Annotated in this window: 17 protein-coding genes; 12 read left to right on the top strand and 5 right to left on the bottom strand. The window is 69.1% G+C overall.

From position 1 onward, the window contains the following. Positions 1-66 precede the first annotated feature (66 nt). Both dprA and plsY read right to left on the bottom strand, forming a co-directional pair. Positions 67-1,164 (bottom strand): DNA-processing protein DprA, encoded by a 1,098-nt coding sequence (gene dprA, locus D1610_RS09165; protein ID WP_118863877.1) that lies wholly within the window; start codon positions 1,162-1,164, stop codon positions 67-69. Further along, positions 1,157-1,738 carry a glycerol-3-phosphate 1-O-acyltransferase PlsY gene (gene plsY, locus D1610_RS09160; protein WP_118864048.1) on the bottom strand — a complete coding sequence of 194 codons (582 nt, stop codon included), beginning with the start codon at positions 1,736-1,738 and terminating at the stop codon, positions 1,157-1,159. Before plsY ends, dprA begins: the two co-directional genes overlap by 8 nt. A 132-nt stretch (positions 1,739-1,870) precedes the next feature. Here plsY and murI point away from each other — a divergent pair, with 132 nt between their 5' ends. The 3 genes from murI (at position 1,871) to D1610_RS09145 (ending at position 5,140) form a co-directional block, all read left to right on the top strand. Beyond that, complete coding sequence (gene murI / locus D1610_RS09155) at positions 1,871-2,662, top strand: glutamate racemase (protein WP_118863876.1); 792 nt, start codon at positions 1,871-1,873, stop codon at positions 2,660-2,662. An 85-nt stretch (positions 2,663-2,747) separates the two neighbouring features. Beyond that, complete coding sequence (gene hemA, locus D1610_RS09150) at positions 2,748-4,010, top strand: 5-aminolevulinate synthase (protein ID WP_118863875.1); 1,263 nt, start codon at positions 2,748-2,750, stop codon at positions 4,008-4,010. A gap of 98 nt (positions 4,011-4,108) precedes the next feature. Then, positions 4,109-5,140, top strand: coding sequence for a hypothetical protein (locus D1610_RS09145; RefSeq protein ID WP_118863874.1), 1,032 nt, complete (start codon positions 4,109-4,111; stop codon positions 5,138-5,140). A gap of 194 nt (positions 5,141-5,334) precedes the next feature. Here the strand turns inward: D1610_RS09145 and D1610_RS09140 are convergent, their stop codons facing one another. Further along, positions 5,335-6,030 carry an anti-sigma factor gene (locus tag D1610_RS09140; protein ID WP_118863873.1) on the bottom strand — a complete coding sequence of 232 codons (696 nt, stop codon included), beginning with the start codon at positions 6,028-6,030 and terminating at the stop codon, positions 5,335-5,337. Beyond that, entirely contained in the window at positions 6,020-6,592 is a 573-nt protein-coding gene (locus D1610_RS09135; protein ID WP_118863872.1) for a sigma-70 family RNA polymerase sigma factor, read from the bottom strand. Before D1610_RS09135 ends, D1610_RS09140 begins: the two co-directional genes overlap by 11 nt. A gap of 86 nt (positions 6,593-6,678) precedes the next feature. Here D1610_RS09135 and rpiB point away from each other — a divergent pair, with 86 nt between their 5' ends. From rpiB to D1610_RS09115, 4 genes are all read left to right on the top strand, one after another. Next, positions 6,679-7,131 (top strand): ribose 5-phosphate isomerase B, encoded by a 453-nt coding sequence (gene rpiB / locus D1610_RS09130; RefSeq protein WP_118863871.1) that lies wholly within the window; start codon positions 6,679-6,681, stop codon positions 7,129-7,131. Then, the gene (gene glyA, locus D1610_RS09125) at positions 7,128-8,444 is read left to right on the top strand and encodes a serine hydroxymethyltransferase (protein ID WP_118863870.1); all 1,317 of its coding nucleotides are present in this window, start codon (positions 7,128-7,130) and stop codon (positions 8,442-8,444) included. The genes rpiB and glyA overlap by 4 nt, the downstream gene beginning before the upstream one ends. A 44-nt stretch (positions 8,445-8,488) precedes the next feature. Continuing rightward, the gene (nrdR, locus tag D1610_RS09120; RefSeq protein WP_118863869.1) at positions 8,489-8,965 is read left to right on the top strand and encodes a transcriptional regulator NrdR; all 477 of its coding nucleotides are present in this window, start codon (positions 8,489-8,491) and stop codon (positions 8,963-8,965) included. A gap of 88 nt (positions 8,966-9,053) precedes the next feature. Beyond that, positions 9,054-10,127: a TrmH family RNA methyltransferase gene (locus tag D1610_RS09115; protein ID WP_118863868.1), complete on the top strand. Its 1,074-nt coding sequence runs from the start codon at positions 9,054-9,056 to the stop codon at positions 10,125-10,127. 43 nt (positions 10,128-10,170) lie between these two features. On the opposite strand, the gene D1610_RS09110 is transcribed toward D1610_RS09115, so the two are convergent. Next, positions 10,171-10,485 (bottom strand): chorismate mutase, encoded by a 315-nt coding sequence (locus D1610_RS09110; protein ID WP_118863867.1) that lies wholly within the window; start codon positions 10,483-10,485, stop codon positions 10,171-10,173. A 192-nt stretch (positions 10,486-10,677) separates the two neighbouring features. Between D1610_RS09110 and rpsD the strand changes: the two genes are divergently transcribed. The 5 genes from rpsD (at position 10,678) to D1610_RS09085 (ending at position 16,368) form a co-directional block, all read left to right on the top strand. Next, the gene (rpsD, locus tag D1610_RS09105) at positions 10,678-11,292 is read left to right on the top strand and encodes a 30S ribosomal protein S4 (protein WP_118863866.1); all 615 of its coding nucleotides are present in this window, start codon (positions 10,678-10,680) and stop codon (positions 11,290-11,292) included. 109 nt (positions 11,293-11,401) lie between these two features. Then, positions 11,402-13,045 carry a M28 family metallopeptidase gene (locus tag D1610_RS09100; RefSeq protein ID WP_425453209.1) on the top strand — a complete coding sequence of 548 codons (1,644 nt, stop codon included), beginning with the start codon at positions 11,402-11,404 and terminating at the stop codon, positions 13,043-13,045. Beyond that, the gene (locus D1610_RS09095) at positions 13,042-14,025 is read left to right on the top strand and encodes an agmatine deiminase family protein (protein ID WP_118863865.1); all 984 of its coding nucleotides are present in this window, start codon (positions 13,042-13,044) and stop codon (positions 14,023-14,025) included. Before D1610_RS09100 ends, D1610_RS09095 begins: the two co-directional genes overlap by 4 nt. Continuing rightward, positions 14,026-14,874, top strand: coding sequence for an N-carbamoylputrescine amidase (gene aguB, locus D1610_RS09090; protein WP_118863864.1), 849 nt, complete (start codon positions 14,026-14,028; stop codon positions 14,872-14,874). A gap of 66 nt (positions 14,875-14,940) precedes the next feature. Next, a complete protein-coding gene (locus tag D1610_RS09085; RefSeq protein WP_118863863.1) occupies positions 14,941-16,368 on the top strand; it encodes a sigma-54-dependent transcriptional regulator in 1,428 nt (475 codons plus the stop codon). Positions 16,369-16,384 lie beyond the last annotated feature (16 nt).

The raw sequence follows: 16,384 nt of genomic DNA, 5'->3' as shown, positions 1-16,384 counted from the left end.
TTCGCCAGCTGATGCACAATCACGGCCATGTAGGACAGCATAATTTTGGCGCCAGCGCCGAGCCGTTCAGGCCGCAAGGCTGACGCGCCCACCCGCATGACGTTCGAGCATTCCGCCCAGCTCCAGCTCCAGCAGCACGGTCTGCACCGTCGCGGCCGCCACGCCGGACTGGCGCACGATCTCGTCCACGCCCACCGGGACCGGGCCGAGCAGGCGGCGAACCTTGTCGCGTTCCGCGTCGCTCGCCTCCTGCGCGGGCTCGGGCTGATAGGACAGGCCCGGCGCGCGGACCATGCGGCGATCGATGGGGCCCAGCGCCTCTATCACGTCGTCGGCCGACTGGATCAGCGTCGCGCCTTCGCGGATCAGCAGGTTGCAGCCCTGGGCGCGGGCGTCGAGCGGCGAACCGGGCACCGCCATCACCTCGCGCCCCGCCTCTCCGGCCAGGCGCGCGGTGATCAGCGAGCCGGACCTGGGCGCGGCCTCGACCACCACGGTGCCCGCCGCCAGCCCCGCGATGATGCGGTTGCGGTGCGGGAAGTGGCGCGCGCGCGGCTCGACGCCCGGCGGCATCTCGGCGATCAGCAGGCCTTCGCCGGCGATCCGCTGCTGCAGCTCGGCATTTTCGGGCGGATAGACGATGTCGATGCCGCCGGCGATGACCGCGATCGTGCCGCCTTCGAGGCTGCCGAGATGCGCGGCGGTGTCGATGCCGCGGGCGAGGCCGGAGACGACGCCGAAGCCCGCCTCCGCCAGCGCATGCGCCAGCGTGCGGGCGAAGCGGCAGCCGGCGGCCGAAGCGTTGCGCGCGCCGACCATCGCCACGCACGGCCGCCGCGCCAGCGCAAGATCGCCGCGCGCGGTGAACACCGGCGGCGCATCGTCGAGCCGGGCGAGCAGGGCCGGATAGTCCGCATCGCCCAGCATGACGTGGCGCGCGCCCAGCCGCGCGGCCTGCGCCAGCTCGCGCTCGGCGAGCCCGCGATCGGGGATGGCGGGCGCCCGCCCGCCGCCGCGCCCGGCCAGATCGGGCAGCGCGCGGAGCGCTTCTCCCGCGCTGCCGAAGCGGCGGATGAGCTGGACATAGCTGACCGGGCCGATGCGCGGCGTGCGGATCAGCCGCAGCCGATCGATCCGGTCGGTCTGCGGCTCGACGTCAGCCACGGCTGCCGACGCGCGGCTCGCTGCCTTCGAGCAGGCGATCGATATTGGCGCGATGCTTCCACAGCACGAGCAGCGCGAAGACGACGAAGAGGATGACGAGATCGAACCGTCCGAACAGCGCCGCCGCCACCGGCGCGCTGATCGCGGCGAGCATCCCGGCGAGCGAGGAGATGCGCAGCAGCGCAAGCGTCCCCAGCCAGACGACCGCGAACACGAGGCCGACCGGCCAGGCCAGCGCCACGCAGATGCCCATCAGCGTCGCCACGCCCTTGCCGCCCTTGAAGCCCAGCCAGACCGGATAGAGATGGCCGATGAACGCGCCGACCGCGCCCAGCATTTCATGTCCGGGGAAAACGACGCCGGTGATCCAGACGGCCGCCGCGCCCTTGAGCAGATCGAGCAGCAGCGTCGCCGCCGCCAAACCCTTGCGCCCGGTGCGCAGCACGTTGGTCGCGCCGATATTGCCCGATCCGATCCGCCGCAGATCGCCGGCGCCCGCCAGCCGCGTCAGGATCACGCCGAACGGGATCGACCCCAGCAGATAGCCGAGCAGCAATGCGCCCGCAGGCATCATCCAGACAATCTCGGTGGTCAACCCGCTCCGCCCCCTGTTCCTTCAAGGATTTAGGTCGGTGATGCCGGGTGCGCAACAATGTCGATCAAGCTGATGATTGCATGGGAAGGATGCGCGGCTAGAAGCGCGCGCATGGATGCCCGCCGGCCGCTGCTGTTCTTCGACTCGGGCGTGGGCGGGCTTTCCGTGCTCGCCCCGACGCGCGCGCTGCTGCCTCAGGCGCCGATCGTCTATGTCGCCGATTCGGCCGGCTATCCCTATGGCACAAGGAGCGAAGCCGAGATCGCCGGGCGGGTGCCGGCGCTGCTGGGCCGGCTGGTCGAGCGCTATCGTCCGCGCCTGATCGTCATCGCCTGCAACACCGCGTCGACCATCGCCCTCGCCGCGGTGCGCGCCGCGCTCGACGTGCCGGTGGTCGGCACCGTGCCGGCGATCAAGCCCGCCGCCGAATTGTCGCGGACGCGCGTCATCGGCGTGCTGGGAACGAAGGCCACAGTCCGCCAACCCTATGTCGACGATCTCGCCGCCCGGTTCGCCGCGGATTGCACGGTGATCCGCCACGGCTCGGCCGAGCTGGTCGACATCGCCGAGGCCAAGCTGCGCGGCGAACCGCCCGATCCGGCTCGGATCGCCGCCGTGCTGGCGGGGCTGTTCGGTCAGCCGCAGGGCGAGCGGATCGATGTCGTCGTCAACGCCTGCACGCACTTTCCGCTGGTCGGGGAGGAGCTTGCCGCCGCGTCGCCGACCGGCGTGCGCTTCGTCGACGGCGGTCCCGGCATCGCGCGGCGCGTGGCGCATCTCACCCAGGGGCAGGATTGGCCGGCCGCGCCGTCCGGCGGCGTCGCGGTGTTCACCGCCCGGCCGCCCGAGGCGCTGTTCCCTGCGCTCGCGCGCCACGGGCTTTCGCGCGCCGAAACGCTGTGATCGAGCGGCCCGTTCTCGGTCATTCGGTCAATTGCCCGGCCGCATGCTGGAAATGCGCGGCGAACGGCGCTAGGGGGCGGGTGTCATGACCAAGCTCGTCAGCACCGGCCCGGCCGATTCGTCCGCCCAGGGCGTCAATTACGATCGCGTGTTCCACCAGGCGATCGACCGGCTGCATGCGGAAGGGCGTTACCGCGTGTTCATCGACATCCTGCGCAACAAGGGCAATTACCCCAATGCGCGCTGCTTCGCCGGGCATAACGGGCCGAAGCCGATCACGGTGTGGTGCTCCAACGACTATCTGGCGATGGGCCAGCACCCGAAGGTGATCGCGGCGATGGAAGAGGCGCTGCACGATGTCGGCGCGGGATCGGGCGGCACGCGCAACATCGGCGGCAACACGCATTACCATATCGATCTGGAGGCCGAGCTCGCCGACCTGCACGGCAAGGAAGGCGCGCTGCTGTTCACCTCGGGCTATGTCTCGAACGAGGCGACGCTGGCCACGCTCGGCAAGCTGCTGCCCGGCTGCATCATCTTCTCGGACGAGCTGAACCACGCCTCGATGATCGCGGGCATCCGCAATTCGGGCTGCGAGAAGCGCGTGTTCCGCCACAACGACGTGGCGCATCTCGAAGAGCTCCTCGCCGGGGCCGATCCAGCCGCGCCCAAGCTGATCGCCTTCGAAAGCGTCTATTCGATGGACGGCGACATCGCGCCGCTCCACGCGATCTGCGATCTCGCCGACAAGTATAACGCGCTGACCTATCTCGACGAGGTCCACGCGGTCGGCATGTACGGCGCGCGCGGCGGCGGCATTTCGGAGCGCGATGGCGCGGCGGACCGCATCACCATCGTCGAGGGGACGCTGGGCAAGGCGTTCGGGGTGATGGGGGGCTATATCGCGGCGGAGAAGACGATCATCGACGTCATCCGCAGCTATGCGCCGGGCTTCATCTTCACCACCTCGCTGTCGCCCGTGCTGGTCGCCGGCGCGCTCGCGAGCGTGCGGCACCTGAAGGGGTCGGGCGAAGAGCGCGACGCGCAGCAGGCGGCGGCGGCGCGATTGAAGACGATGTTCGCCGAGGCCGATCTGCCGGTGATGCCGTCCACCACGCACATCGTGCCGCTGATGGTGGGCGATCCGGTGAAGGCCAAGCGCATCGCCGACATCCTGCTCGCCGAATACGGCGTGTACGTCCAGCCGATCAATTATCCGACGGTGCCGCGCGGCACCGAGCGGCTGCGCTTTACCCCCGGCCCGACGCATGACGAAGCCGCGATGCGCGAACTGACGCGGGCGCTCGCCGAGATCTGGGACCGGCTGGAGATGCGCAAGGCGGCATAAGGCCGGCGTCCACCCCCTTTCGCGAATCGTTTCCTTGCCGAATCGTCCGGACGCGGGATAGGTTGGCCGCAGGCGAGGAAGCCAGGGGAGAGGCGCAGATGCGTCCGGTCGCGACGAAGAACTGGGGTCCCCAGTACAAGGATCTTTCCAATCTCATCGGCCTCAAATCGGTCGCCACGCGCGACAACGAGGCCAGGCTGAAGGCGGAGGTCGCCGCGCATGACGGCAGCCACGCCTATGGCCGCCACGGCGCGCAGACCGGGTGGGAGGCGCAGCTCATCCGCGCCGTCACTCAGATCACGCCCGATCATGCCGCCGATCCGATGGGGCTGAACGCCACCATCCGCCGCTGGAACGGCGGGGCGATGGCGTACAGCGATCATGACGGGTCGACCATATTCGACATCTTCAACGATCACGGCAATCCGCCGGTCAATCCCGGCACCGCGGCCGGAACCACGGCGGGCGGATTCATGACGCCGGAGGCCCATTTCCTGGCGCGGGCGCGGGGCGAAGCGGTGGTCGCGGGCCTGACCGGCCCCGAGCATTACGCCGCGACCTACGCCTTCAAGACCGGCAAGCGGATGCGCGCGCCGATCAACTCCGTCCACATCGTCGTCGGGCCGCCCCGTCCCGGCGCGCCGTACGGCCTCGGCTTCGCCCGCAAGGATCCGCGCAACTATCCGCGTCACAGCCTGGAATTCGTGCGCAAGTGCATCGACGGCTTCCACGATCGCAAGACCGGCGACCAGCTGTTCCCGAACGTGTCCGCGGCGACGTACAAGTTCAACATGATCGCGCTGCGCCGCAAGCGGCCGCTGTTCGAATCGATCGACGATCTGTGCGCCTTCTTCGATCTCGATCTGCTGTGGCAGGGCAGTTGCAGCCTGATCTACCGGCGTCAGCACGATCCCGCGACGCACAGCCATGGCGGCTGGCGGCTGATCACCATGTTCCCCGACGATCTGGAACCGGGCTGGGCGCCCTCGCTGTGGCTGAGCGACGCCAACAAGGCGCGACTGGTGGCCAACGGCATGAACCGCAACGTCAACGATTATCGCTGGACCGGCCACACCTCCGCGATGGCCGGCAATCCGCGGCGCCGATACACGCCGCCGAACTGGATCTAGCGCGGCCGAGTCGCGAGAGGCCGAGCGGCGCTCCCTTGCCGAGGGATGGGCCTGCCGGCTCGTCGCCGGCAGGCCCCAGGACGGCGCCCCTTGCGAAAGGAGGGTTCGCCAGCGGCGCCGCCCTGTCCCTTGGCTGCGGGCGCGAAAGAGGAAGCGCCCGGCCGAGATACGGCGGAGCGCAGCGGGCGGATGCCTCAGACGGTGGTGAGCGTGCCGCTGGCGATCATCGGCCCGGTCGGCTTGCCGGTGGGCGAGCCGGTGGCGGGCTCGAGCGTGACGGCGAGCGTCGCGCCATCGACCAGCCAGGCCTTAAGCTCGGCGGGCATCGCCATCTCGGTCGTCCCCGCCTGCCTGATCATGCCCAGCGAATGCGGCTCGCCGCCTTCGGGAATGACCCACAATTCGGGCATCCGGCCATCGTCGGGCATCGTCTCCGCGCGGATGCGCAGCATCGCATGGCCGGGATCGTAGCTCGCCATCATCGTGCCGGAGGCGCCTTCGGGCATCAGCGGGGCGGCGAGGCGCGGCGGGGCGGGCTGGGTGACGATCTGCGGCGGCGGCGCCGGGCGCAGCACCAGCACCCCGGCAAGCGCGGCGGCCGCGGCGAGCGCTGCGGCGGCCGCGCCCTTCCAGAAGCCGGTGCGCTGAGGGGAGGCAGCGCGGCCGTCCAGCGCGGCGTCGATCCGCGCCCAGAGATCGGCCGAGGGCGCCATATCCGGCACGAGATCGAACAGCGGCGCCAGCCGGTCGCGCCAATCGGACACGGCGCGGGCGAATTCGGGCTCGGCGAGCACGCGGCGCAGCGCGGCGGCGCGCTCCTCGCCCTCCAGCAGCCCCAGCGCCAGCTCGGCGGCGAGCGCGTCGTGTTCCGGGAGCGCGTCAGCGGACATCGCCGAGGCACTCCTTCAGCTTCATCATGCCGCGCCGGATCCAGCTCTTGACCGTGCCCAGCGGCACCGCCTGGCGCTCGGCCAGCTCGGCATAGGTCAGCCCGTCGAAAAAGGCGGTGCGGATCGCCGCCTGCTGGCGCTCCTCCAGCGTGTCGAGACAGCCGTGCAGCCGGGTCGCCGCCTGCGCCTGGGTGATCAGTTCGGGCGCGAGGGGCGATTCGTCCGCCACCGCCAGCGCCGCGTCCTCCGGCTCGGTGCGGCGGATGGCGGACGAACGGACGCGGTCGATCGCCCGGTTGCGCGCGATCGTCGCCATCCAGGTGATCGGGCTGGCGCGGCCGGGATCGAACGCGCCGGCGCGCCGCCAGATGGTGAGGTACACGTCCTGCAACACGTCTTCCGCCGCCTGCCTTTCACCGCAGATACGCAGGATGATGCCGAACAGCTTCGCATGGGTCGCTTGATAGACCTGGCGCAGCGCCGAACGGTCGCCCTCGCCGGCGCGGACCAGCGCGGCGGTCAACCGGGCACGGGCATCGTCGCTGGCGTCGGTCGCGGTCACGCGGGCGAACCTAGTCGTGGCGGATCGTCGCGGCAATCGGCGAAACGCGGGTGGCGAAGCGTGAGCGAGAGGTCTAAAGCGCCGCCATGAAGATCGCTTTCGCCGCCGACCACGCCGCCGTGGAGATGAAGTCGCTGCTCGCCGAATGGGCGCGCGGCGAGGGGCATGAGGTCGTCGACCTCGGCACGCACGGCAGCGCGAGCGTCGACTATCCCGATTACGGCTACCGAGTCGCCAACGCCGTCGCCGAGGGCAAGGCGGAGCGCGGCGTCGCCTTGTGCGGATCGGGGATCGGCATCGCCATCGCCGCCAACCGCCATCCGGCCGCGCGCTGCGCCCTGGTGTCGGAGCCGCTTTCGGCGGCGCTCGCGCGCAGCCACAACGACGCCAACATCATCGCGATGGGCGCGCGGCTGATCGGCCCGGAGCTGGCCAAGGCCTGCCTGGCCGCCTTCCTTTCCACCGCCTTTCTGGGCGACCGCCACACCCCGCGCGTCGCCAAGCTGGGCCAACCCGCGCTTGACGAGGAACCCGCATGAGCAGCCGACCCACCGCTTCCAACGACGTCCAGCCGGACGGCTTCTTCACCCGCGGCCTGGCCGATGCCGACGCGGCGGTGTTCGCCGGCGTGGCGCACGAGCTGGAGCGCGAGCAGAGCCAGATCGAGCTGATCGCGTCCGAGAATATCGTGTCGAAGGCGGTGCTGGAGGCGCAAGGCTCGGTCTTCACCAACAAGTACGCCGAAGGCTATCCGGGCAAGCGCTATTATCAGGGCTGCCACCCTTCCGACGAGGTCGAGACGCTGGCGATCGAGCGCGCAAAGCAGCTGTTCGGCTGTGCTCACGCCAACGTCCAGCCGCATTCGGGCGCGCAGGCGAACGGCGCGGTGATGCTGGCGCTGACCAGGCCCGGCGACACCATCATGGGCCTCAGCCTCGATGCCGGCGGCCATCTGACCCACGGCGCCAAGGCGGCGATGTCGGGCAAATGGTTCAACGCCGTCCAATACGGCGTGCGCGCCGACGATCATCTGATCGACTTCGACGAGGTCGAGCGGCTGGCCAGGGAGCATCGCCCCAAGCTGATCATCACCGGCGGCTCCGCCTATCCGCGGATCATCGATTTCGCCCGCTTCCGCGCCATCGCGGACGAGGTCGGCGCGCTGTTCATGGTCGACATGGCGCATTTCGCGGGAATCGTCGCGGGCGGGCTGCACCCGACCCCGTTCGGCCACGCGCACGTCGTCACCACCACGACGCACAAGACGCTGCGCGGCCCGCGCGGCGGCATGGTGATGACCGATGACGAGGCGATCGCGAAGAAGATCAACTCGGCGGTGTTCCCGGGCCTTCAGGGCGGCCCGCTGATGCACGTCATCGCGGCCAAGGCGGTCGCCTTCGGCGAGGCGCTGCAGCCCGAATACAAGGGCTATATCCGCGCGGTGGTGGAGAACGCCAAGGTGCTGGCGGCGACCTTGAAGGAGCGCGGCGCCAACCTGGTCTCGGGCGGCACCGACACGCATCTGGCGCTGGTCGATCTGACTCCGCTCGGCGTCACCGGCAAGGACGCCGACGAGGCGCTGGAGCGCGCCGGCATCACCTGCAACAAGAACGGCATCCCCAACGATCCGCTGCCGCCGGTCAAGACCAGCGGCATCCGCGTCGGCTCTCCCGCCGGCACCACCCGCGGCTTCGGCGTCGCCGAATTCCGCGAGATCGGCAACATGGTCGCCGACGTGCTCGACGGCCTCAGGAAGAACGGCGAGCAGGGCGACGCGAAGGTGGAGCAGGCGGTGAACGCGCGGGTGCGGGCATTGTGCGCGCGCTTCCCGATCTACCCGGAAGGCATCTGATGCCTTTGCGCGTGCGCGCATCGCTTCTCCGGCAGGAGCAATAGATGCGCTGCCCGTTCTGCGGCCATGAGGACAGCCAGGTAAAGGATTCGCGACCAACCGAGGACGGCGCGGCGATTCGCCGCCGGCGCCAGTGCGAAGGCTGCGCCGCGCGCTTCACCACCTTCGAGCGCATCCAGCTGCGCGAGCTGGTGGTGCTCAAGAGCGGTGGCGCCGAAGGCGGCATGCGGCGCGAGCCGTTCGAGCGCGACAAGCTGCTGCGCTCGGTCTCGATCGCCTGCCGCAAGCGCCCGATCGACCAGGTGCGGATCGACAAGCTGGTCTCGGGCATTCAGCGCCAGCTGGAGACGCAGGGCGAGGGCGAGGTGACCTCCACGCGCATCGGCGAGATGGTGATGGAGGGGCTGAAAGGCCTCGATTCGGTCGCCTATATCCGCTTCGCCAGCGTCTACAAGGACTTCACCGAGGCGCGCGATTTCGAGGAGTTCGCCGGGAACGTGACCGAGGTGGGCAGGGGGTGACCAACTTGGCGGCCTTCACACTCCGTTCGTCCCGAGTAGCCATCGAGCTTGTCGAGATGGCGTATCGAGGGAGGGATAGGCTCCAGCGATGAGCTTCTTCGCTTATGTCCTGCGCTGCTCCGATGGCACCTACTACACCGCGCATACCGAAGATCTGGATTTCCGGTTCGCCCAGCACCAAGCTGGCGAGATCGCAGGCTATACCCAGACGCGCCGGCCAGTCACTCTAATGTGGTCGGAAAGCTTTCCCACGCGGGAGGAAGCAATTCGCGTCGAACTCCAGGTCAAGAACTGGTCGCGGGCAAAAAAGGAAGCCCTTTTCCGGGGAGACTGGGCGACGCTATCCGCCGCGGCGAAGAAACGGTTTGCGGAGCCAATCCCTCGATACGGCGTCTCGACAAGCTCGACGCCTACTCGGGACGAACGGGAGGGACAGGGCGATTTGAAATCTCTCACGCCCCCCATCATCGTTCTCGTCCGCCCGCAACTGGGCGAGAATATCGGCAAGGCGGCGCGGGCGATGCTCAATTTCGGGCTGACCGAGCTGCGCCTGGTCAGCCCGCGCGACGGCTGGCCCAACCCGTCCGCCGGCCCCGCCGCCTCCGGCGCGGACATCGTGCTCGAACGGGCGCGGGTGTTCGGAACGGTGGCCGATGCGGTCGCCGACTGCGCGCATGTCTTCGCCACCACGGTGCGCAAGCGCGGCGTGACCAAGCCGGTGGTGACCCCCGAGCAGGCGGCGGCGGCGATCCGCGCGCAGGCCGGGCGTTCGGCGATCCTGTTCGGGCCCGAACGATCGGGGCTGGAGACCGACGACGTCGCGGTCGCGCGGCAGATCGTCACCGTGCCGATCAATCCCGAATTCGGCAGCCTCAACCTGGCCCAGGCGGTGATCCTGATCGCCTATGAATGGTCGAAGGGCGAGAGCCTGGCCAGCCCGCCGTCCACCGAGATCGATCCCCCCGCGCCGCAGGGCGAGCTCGACGGCATGATCGGCCAGCTCGACGCGCTGCTGGAGGCGGCCGACTTCTTCCATCCGCCCTCGCGCGCGCCGTCGACCCGGCGGACGCTGAGGACGCTCCTCACCAAGCCCGGCTGGACCAGCCAGGAGGTGCGGACGCTGCGGGGCGTGTTCTCCGCCCTTTCGCCCAGGCGGCGCTAGCGCTGGTCCTGCGACACGCGCCTTCGACGAGCTCGGTCGCTGCTCAGGATGATCGGACGGCGTCGAACGCCTCTAGTTCATAGGCGATCGACGCCTCGATCAGGCGGTTCCAGATGTCGGCGATCGGCGCCTCGGGCACGCCGGCCGCGGTGGCATGCGCGCGGACATTGGCGATCACCTGCGCCTTGCGCGCCTCGTCGCGAACGGTGCCGCGCGTCGGCTTGATCCGCGCGGCGGCGTCCATATAGGCGAAGCGGCGGGCGATCAGCGCGATCAGCGCCCTGTCCACCGCGTCGACGCCGCGGCGGACCTCGGCCATCGTCGTGCATTCGGGGCCGGGAAGAATGGGGTCCTGCATGGCGAGCGCACTAGGCCGCGATGGCGGAGGCGTCCAGCTTGACTCCGGACGTTCCCGCGTATACCCGCGCGCCTTCGCAAACGGCCCCGCACCCCGGTGAAGCGGCGGCCCTGCCTTCGGCAGAGCGATGACCGGGAATGATCGCGCCCATGCCGGGCGCGGTCCGTTGTTGGCAATTGCAAGGAATTCACGATGTCGAAGCGCTCCAGCGCCAAGTACAAGCTCGATCGCCGCATGGGCGAGAATATCTGGGGCCGGCCCAAGAGCCCGGTCAACAAGCGCGAATACGGTCCCGGCCAGCACGGCCAGCGCCGCAAGGGCAAGGTGTCGGACTTCGGCATCCAGCTGCGCGCCAAGCAGAAGCTGAAGGGCTATTACGGCGACGTCACCGAGAAGCAGTTCAAGAAGTCCTATGTCGAGGCCAGCCGCATGGCGGGCGATACCGGGCAGAACATGATCGGCCTGCTCGAGCGCCGGCTGGACGCGGTGGTCTATCGCGCCAAGTTCGCGCCCACCATCTGGTCCGCGCGCCAGCTCGTCAGCCACGGCCACATCCTGGTCAACGGCGTGAAGTGCAACATCGCCAGCCGCCTGGTGAAGCCGGGCGACGAGATCACGTTGGGCAACAAGGCCAAGGAAATGGCGCTGGTGATGGAGGCGCAGAGCCTCGCCGAGCGCGACATCCCCGAATATATCGCGCCCGACGGCAACGCCAAGATCACCTTCACCCGCGTGCCGACGCTCGACGAGGTGCCCTATCCGGTGAAGATGGAGCCGAACCTGGTGGTCGAGTTCTACTCCCGCTGATTCTTTTCAGATTGCGCGAATGGGGCGGTCCTGCGGGGCCGCCCTTTTTCGTTGGTCTGGACGCAGGCATCTCGCGCTGCCATCACGCGGCACTGCCTTTCGGAGACCCATGATGCGCCTTCTGCTCGCCCTGCCATTGCTGCTCGCCGCCTGCCAGGCGAGCACTGCCGAGGCGCCTGAGACATCGGCCGCGCCTTCCGAGGCGACAATGAAGCGGCTCACCGAGCGGCTCTCGTCCGACGAATTCGAGGGGCGGGCGCCCGGAACGGCGGGCGAGCGGAAGACGCTCGACCTGCTGGTCGCCGAGTTCACGCGTCTCGGGTTGAAACCGGGCAACAACGGCAGCTGGTTCCAGACCGTGCCGCTGGTCGAGATCGCCGCGAAGAACGTCTCGCCGCTGACCTTCACCGGCGGCAAGCAGACCGTCAGCGCCGCCTACGGCCCCGAAATGGTCGTGGCCACCTACCGCGTCACGCCAAGGGTCGAGGTCAAGGACAGCCCGGTGGTGTTCGTCGGCTATGGCATCAACGCGCCCGAACGCGGCTGGAACGACTATGAAGGCGTCGACGTGAAGGGGAAGACCGTCGTCATCCTGGTCAACGACCCCGATTACGAGGCCGAAGGGCTGACCGGCCCGTTCGGCGGCCGCGCGATGACCTATTATGGCCGCTGGACCTACAAATATGAGGAAGCCGCGCGCCAGGGCGCGGCGGCGGCGATCATCGTCCACGACACCGTGCCGGCCGCCTATGGCTGGAACGTCGTCCAGTCGAGCTGGACCGGCGCGCAGCAGATGGCCGACGCGGCCGACGGCAATGCCGATCAGTCGGCGGCGATCGGCTGGATCACCAACGACAAGGCCAAGGCGCTGATGGCGAGCGCGGGGCAGGATCTGGCCGCGCTCACCGCCGCGGCCAAGCGCCCCGGCTTCAAGCCGGTCGATCTCGGGGTCGTGGCGTCGGTCGGCTTCGAGAACGATGTGCGCAAGCACCAGTCGAAGAACGTCGTGGCGCTGCTGCCCGGAACCGAGCGGCCCGACGAATATGTCCTCTACACCGCGCACTGGGACCATCTCGGCCGGTGCGAGGCGGTGGACGGGGACGATATCTGCAACGGCGCGGTCGATAACGCCACCGGCACCGCCGGGCTGGTCGCCCTGGCCGAGGCCAATGTGAAGGCGGGACCGACGCCGCGCAGCCAGCTGTTCCTCGCGGTCACCGCCGAGGAATCGGGGCTGCTCGGATCGGCCTATTATGGCGAGCATCCGGTCATGCCGCTGGCGCAGACGGTGGGCGGGATCAACATGGATGCGCTGGGCTTCGCCGGTCCGGCGCGCAATGTCGTGGTCGTGGGCAAGGGCAAGTCCGGGCTGGACGCTTATCTCGATCGGGCGCTGGCGGCGCAGAAGCGCGTCGCCAGCGCCGAACCGACGCCCGAAAAGGGCTTTTATTACCGGTCCGACCATTTCAGCCTGGCGAAGCACGGCGTGCCGATGCTCTATTTCGACGGCGGCGACGATCTCGTGACGGGCGGCAAGGCGGCCGGCGAGGCGGCGGCCAAGGATTATGAGGTTAACCGCTATCATGCGCCCGCCGACGAATATGACCCCGCCTGGGACTGGACCGGGGTGATGCAGGACATGGCGCTCTATTACCGTGTCGGGCGCGAGCTCGCCTCCGCCAGCGACTGGCCGAACTGGGTCGAGGGCGACGAATTCCGCGCGATCCGCGACAAGAGCCGCGCCGGCAAATGAGCTTGCGCATGCCCGCCGAATGGATGCCGCACGAGGCGGTGTGGATCGGCTTCCCGAGCGATCCCGCGCTGTGGCTGGAAGACCTGGAGCCGGCTCAGGCCGAGGTGGCGGCCTTCGCGCGCGCGGTCCATGCAGATGGCGGGGGCGAGCGCGTGATCCTGGTCGCGGCGACCGGGCATGCCGCCGATGCCGCACGCGGATTGGCGGGCGATGCGGCGGAGGTGATCGTCCAGCATTTCGGCGACATCTGGCTGCGCGATACCGGGCCGATCATCGTCATCGAAGGCACCGGGCGGCAGGGGCGCGATTTCGGGTTCAACGGCTGGGGCGGCAAATATGATCTGCCGGGCGACGACACGATCGGCGATCGGCTGGCGGAGAGCTTCGGCCTTCCGGTCAGCGAGGAGCCCTGGATCTTCGAGGGCGGCGCGCTCGACGTCGACGGCGCTGGCCTGGGCGTCACGACCGAACAATGCCTGCTCAATCCCAACCGCAATCCGGGCATGGCGCGCGAGGAGATCGAGGCGCGGCTGCGCGGCGCATTGGGCGTCGAGCGGTTGCTGTGGCTGGGCGACGGATTGCTCAACGACCATACCGACGGACATGTCGACAATCTCGCCCGCTTCATCGCGGCGGGCCTGCTGGCGGTGCCCGAGGCGGCGGGGCCCGACGATCCCAATGCGGCGGTCTATGCCGATGCGGCGGCACGCGCCCATGGGTTCGGCCTGGAGGTCGTCCGCCTGCCCTCGCCGGGCCGAGTCGAGCGCGATGGCGGGGCGATCCCGGCATCCTACATGAACTTCTACATCGGCAACGCCGCGGTGGTGGTGCCGCAATATGGCGCTCCCAACGATCAGGCGGCGGTGGCGGCGATCCAGGCGCTGTTCCCGGACCGCGTTGCAACGGGCTTTCGCGCCGACCATATTCTGACCGGCGGCGGCAGCTTCCATTGCATCAGCCAGCAGATACCGAGGGTCTGAATGACCGAGATCACCGTCGCCGCGCTGCAGCTCGGCTTGTCGAACGATATCGACGCCAATATCGCCAATGTGTCGCGGCTGGTGCGCGAGGCGGCGGCGAAGGGCGCGCGGGTGATCCTGCCGCCGGAGCTGTTCGAGGGCGAATATTTCTGCCGCGTCGAGGATGAAGGGCTGTTCGCCAACGCCAAACCCGTGGGCGATCACAAGGCCGTCCAGGCGATGCGGGCGCTTGCCGCCGAGCTCAAGGTGCACATTCCGACCAGCTTCTTCGAAGCCGACGGGCCGCATCACTATAACAGCCTCGCCATGGTCGGTCCCGACGGCAAGATCGCGGGGGTTTACCGCAAGAGCCATATTCCCGACGGGCCGGGCTATGAGGAGAAATTCTATTTCCGTCCCGGCAACACCGGCTTCAAGGTGTGGGACGGGCCCGCCGCCAAGCTGGGCGTCGGCGTCTGCTGGGATCAATGGTATCCCGAAACCGCGCGCGCGATGATGCTGATGGGAGCGGAGATCCTGTTCTATCCCACCGCGATCGGCAGCGAACCGCACGACACCTCGCTCGACACCGCGCGGCTGTGGCGGCGGGCGATGGTGGGGCATGCGGTCAGCAACGTCGTGCCGGTGGTCGCCGCCAACCGCGTGGGGACCGAGCACGGCCAGACCTTCTACGGCACCAGCTTCATCTGCGACGAGCGCGGCGACATCCTGGCCGAGCTCGGCCGCGAGGAGGAAGGCGTGATCACCGCGACGATCGACCTAGCCCAAGTCAAGCGCCACCGCGCCGCCTTCGGTTTCTTCCGCGATCGCCGGCCCGAACTTTACGGTCGATTGGTCCAGGACGTTTAAGCCCCCCTTTACCCGTCCCCGCTAGACATGCCCCATCATGGGGCAGGTTATGGGCCGGAACGGACGATGACGCGCAACGGGCAGCGTATGCTGATGCTGATCGACGACGAGGCGGCGCAGCGCCGGCTGGTCGCCGTGCTTGCGCAGCGCGGCGGTTGGCGGACGATCTTCGCCGGCGAATCGGAAACCGCGATCGCCATGCTCGGCACGCAGGACGGGATGATGCTCGACGCCATCCTGATCGACCATCATGGCGAGGCGGATGATCTGACCTCGCTGGTCAGCGAACTCAAGTCGCGCCGCCCGGCGCTCCCCGTGCTGATCCTCACCGCCGATGGCTCGGTCAGCCTTGCGGTGCAGGCGATGCGCAGCGGTGCGACCGATTTTCTGGTCAAGCCGCTCGCGCCCGAGCGGCTGCTCGCCGCGCTCGATGCGGCGGTCGCGCCCGATGCAGGCGCGGGCGAGCTGCGTCCGCTGACCGAGAAAATCTCCGCCCCCTTGGGCTTCGACGAGATCGTCGGCTCCGCGCCCAAGTTCCGCGCCGCGCTCGCCATCGCCGCCAAGGCGGCGCGGACGCGCGTGCCCGTGCTGATCGAGGGCGAGACCGGCGTCGGCAAGGAGGTGGTCGCGCAGGCGATCCACGCCGCATCGCCGCGCGCCAGGAGCCGGCTGGCGGTGATCAACCTCGCCGCCATTCCCGCCAACCTGATCGAATCCGAGCTGTTCGGGCACGAAATGGGCGCCTTTCCCGGAGCTTTCGAGCGCAAGATCGGACGGCTGGCGCAGGCCGATGGCGGCACCGTGCTGCTCGACGATGTCGGGCTGCTGCCGCTCGACGTGCAGGCCAAGCTGATGCGCCTGATCGAGACCGGCGAAGCGCAGGGCGTGGGCGCGCGCAACGTCCGCGAGCTCGATCTGCGCATCATCGCGGCGTGCGACCATGATCTGCTCGCCAGCGTCAATGCGGGCGAGTTCCGCGAGGACCTCTATTACCGGCTCGCCACCGTGCAGGTGGCGATTCCGCCCCTTCGCGAGCGTGCGGGCGACCTGCCCGCGCTTGCGCGCCATCTGCTGGCCCGCATTGCCCAGCTGCCGGGCCTGCGCGAGCTGGGCATCACCGACGATGCGTTGAAGCTGCTGATGCGCTACGACTGGCCGGGCAATGTCCGCCAGCTGCAGGACGCGCTGTTCCGCGCCGCCGCGCTTTCGGACGGCGATGCGCTGACCCGGCTCGATTTTCCGCAGATCGCCGCCAGCATCTCGGCCGCGCCGGGGCGTATCGCGCCGCAATCGCCCTTTGCCGGGCCGGCGGGTGTGACGCTCTACGCCAGCGACGGGCATCTGCGCCCGCTCGACGACATCGAAGCCGACGTCATCCGCCTCGCCATCGGCCATTATCGCGGCCGGATGAGCGAGGTCGCGCGGCGGCTGGGGATCGGGCGTTCGACGCTATACAGGAAATTGGGCGAGCTCGGCATCGACAACGCCGCCTAGGCGGCTAGGTTCGCGC

It is taken from the genome of Sphingomonas gilva (genome assembly GCF_003515075.1).
GTDB classification, from domain to species: Bacteria; Pseudomonadota; Alphaproteobacteria; order Sphingomonadales; family Sphingomonadaceae; genus Sphingomonas; species Sphingomonas gilva.
Note: the sequence above shows the minus strand (reverse complement) of the source record. Positions and strands in the feature narration are given on the sequence as shown.

Coding starts and splice junctions, on each gene's coding strand:
- plsY (WP_118864048.1), bottom strand. CDS start 1,738: ATGATGCCTGCGGGCGCATTGCTGCTCGGCTATCTGCTGGGGTCGATC.
- murI (WP_118863876.1), top strand. CDS start 1,871: ATGGATGCCCGCCGGCCGCTGCTGTTCTTCGACTCGGGCGTGGGCGGG.
- hemA (WP_118863875.1), top strand. CDS start 2,748: ATGACCAAGCTCGTCAGCACCGGCCCGGCCGATTCGTCCGCCCAGGGC.
- D1610_RS09145 (WP_118863874.1), top strand. CDS start 4,109: ATGCGTCCGGTCGCGACGAAGAACTGGGGTCCCCAGTACAAGGATCTT.
- D1610_RS09140 (WP_118863873.1), bottom strand. CDS start 6,030: ATGTCCGCTGACGCGCTCCCGGAACACGACGCGCTCGCCGCCGAGCTG.
- rpiB (WP_118863871.1), top strand. CDS start 6,679: ATGAAGATCGCTTTCGCCGCCGACCACGCCGCCGTGGAGATGAAGTCG.
- glyA (WP_118863870.1), top strand. CDS start 7,128: ATGAGCAGCCGACCCACCGCTTCCAACGACGTCCAGCCGGACGGCTTC.
- nrdR (WP_118863869.1), top strand. CDS start 8,489: ATGCGCTGCCCGTTCTGCGGCCATGAGGACAGCCAGGTAAAGGATTCG.
- D1610_RS09115 (WP_118863868.1), top strand. CDS start 9,054: ATGAGCTTCTTCGCTTATGTCCTGCGCTGCTCCGATGGCACCTACTAC.
- D1610_RS09110 (WP_118863867.1), bottom strand. CDS start 10,485: ATGCAGGACCCCATTCTTCCCGGCCCCGAATGCACGACGATGGCCGAG.
- rpsD (WP_118863866.1), top strand. CDS start 10,678: ATGTCGAAGCGCTCCAGCGCCAAGTACAAGCTCGATCGCCGCATGGGC.
- D1610_RS09100 (WP_425453209.1), top strand. CDS start 11,402: ATGATGCGCCTTCTGCTCGCCCTGCCATTGCTGCTCGCCGCCTGCCAG.
- D1610_RS09095 (WP_118863865.1), top strand. CDS start 13,042: ATGAGCTTGCGCATGCCCGCCGAATGGATGCCGCACGAGGCGGTGTGG.
- aguB (WP_118863864.1), top strand. CDS start 14,026: ATGACCGAGATCACCGTCGCCGCGCTGCAGCTCGGCTTGTCGAACGAT.
- D1610_RS09085 (WP_118863863.1), top strand. CDS start 14,941: ATGACGCGCAACGGGCAGCGTATGCTGATGCTGATCGACGACGAGGCG.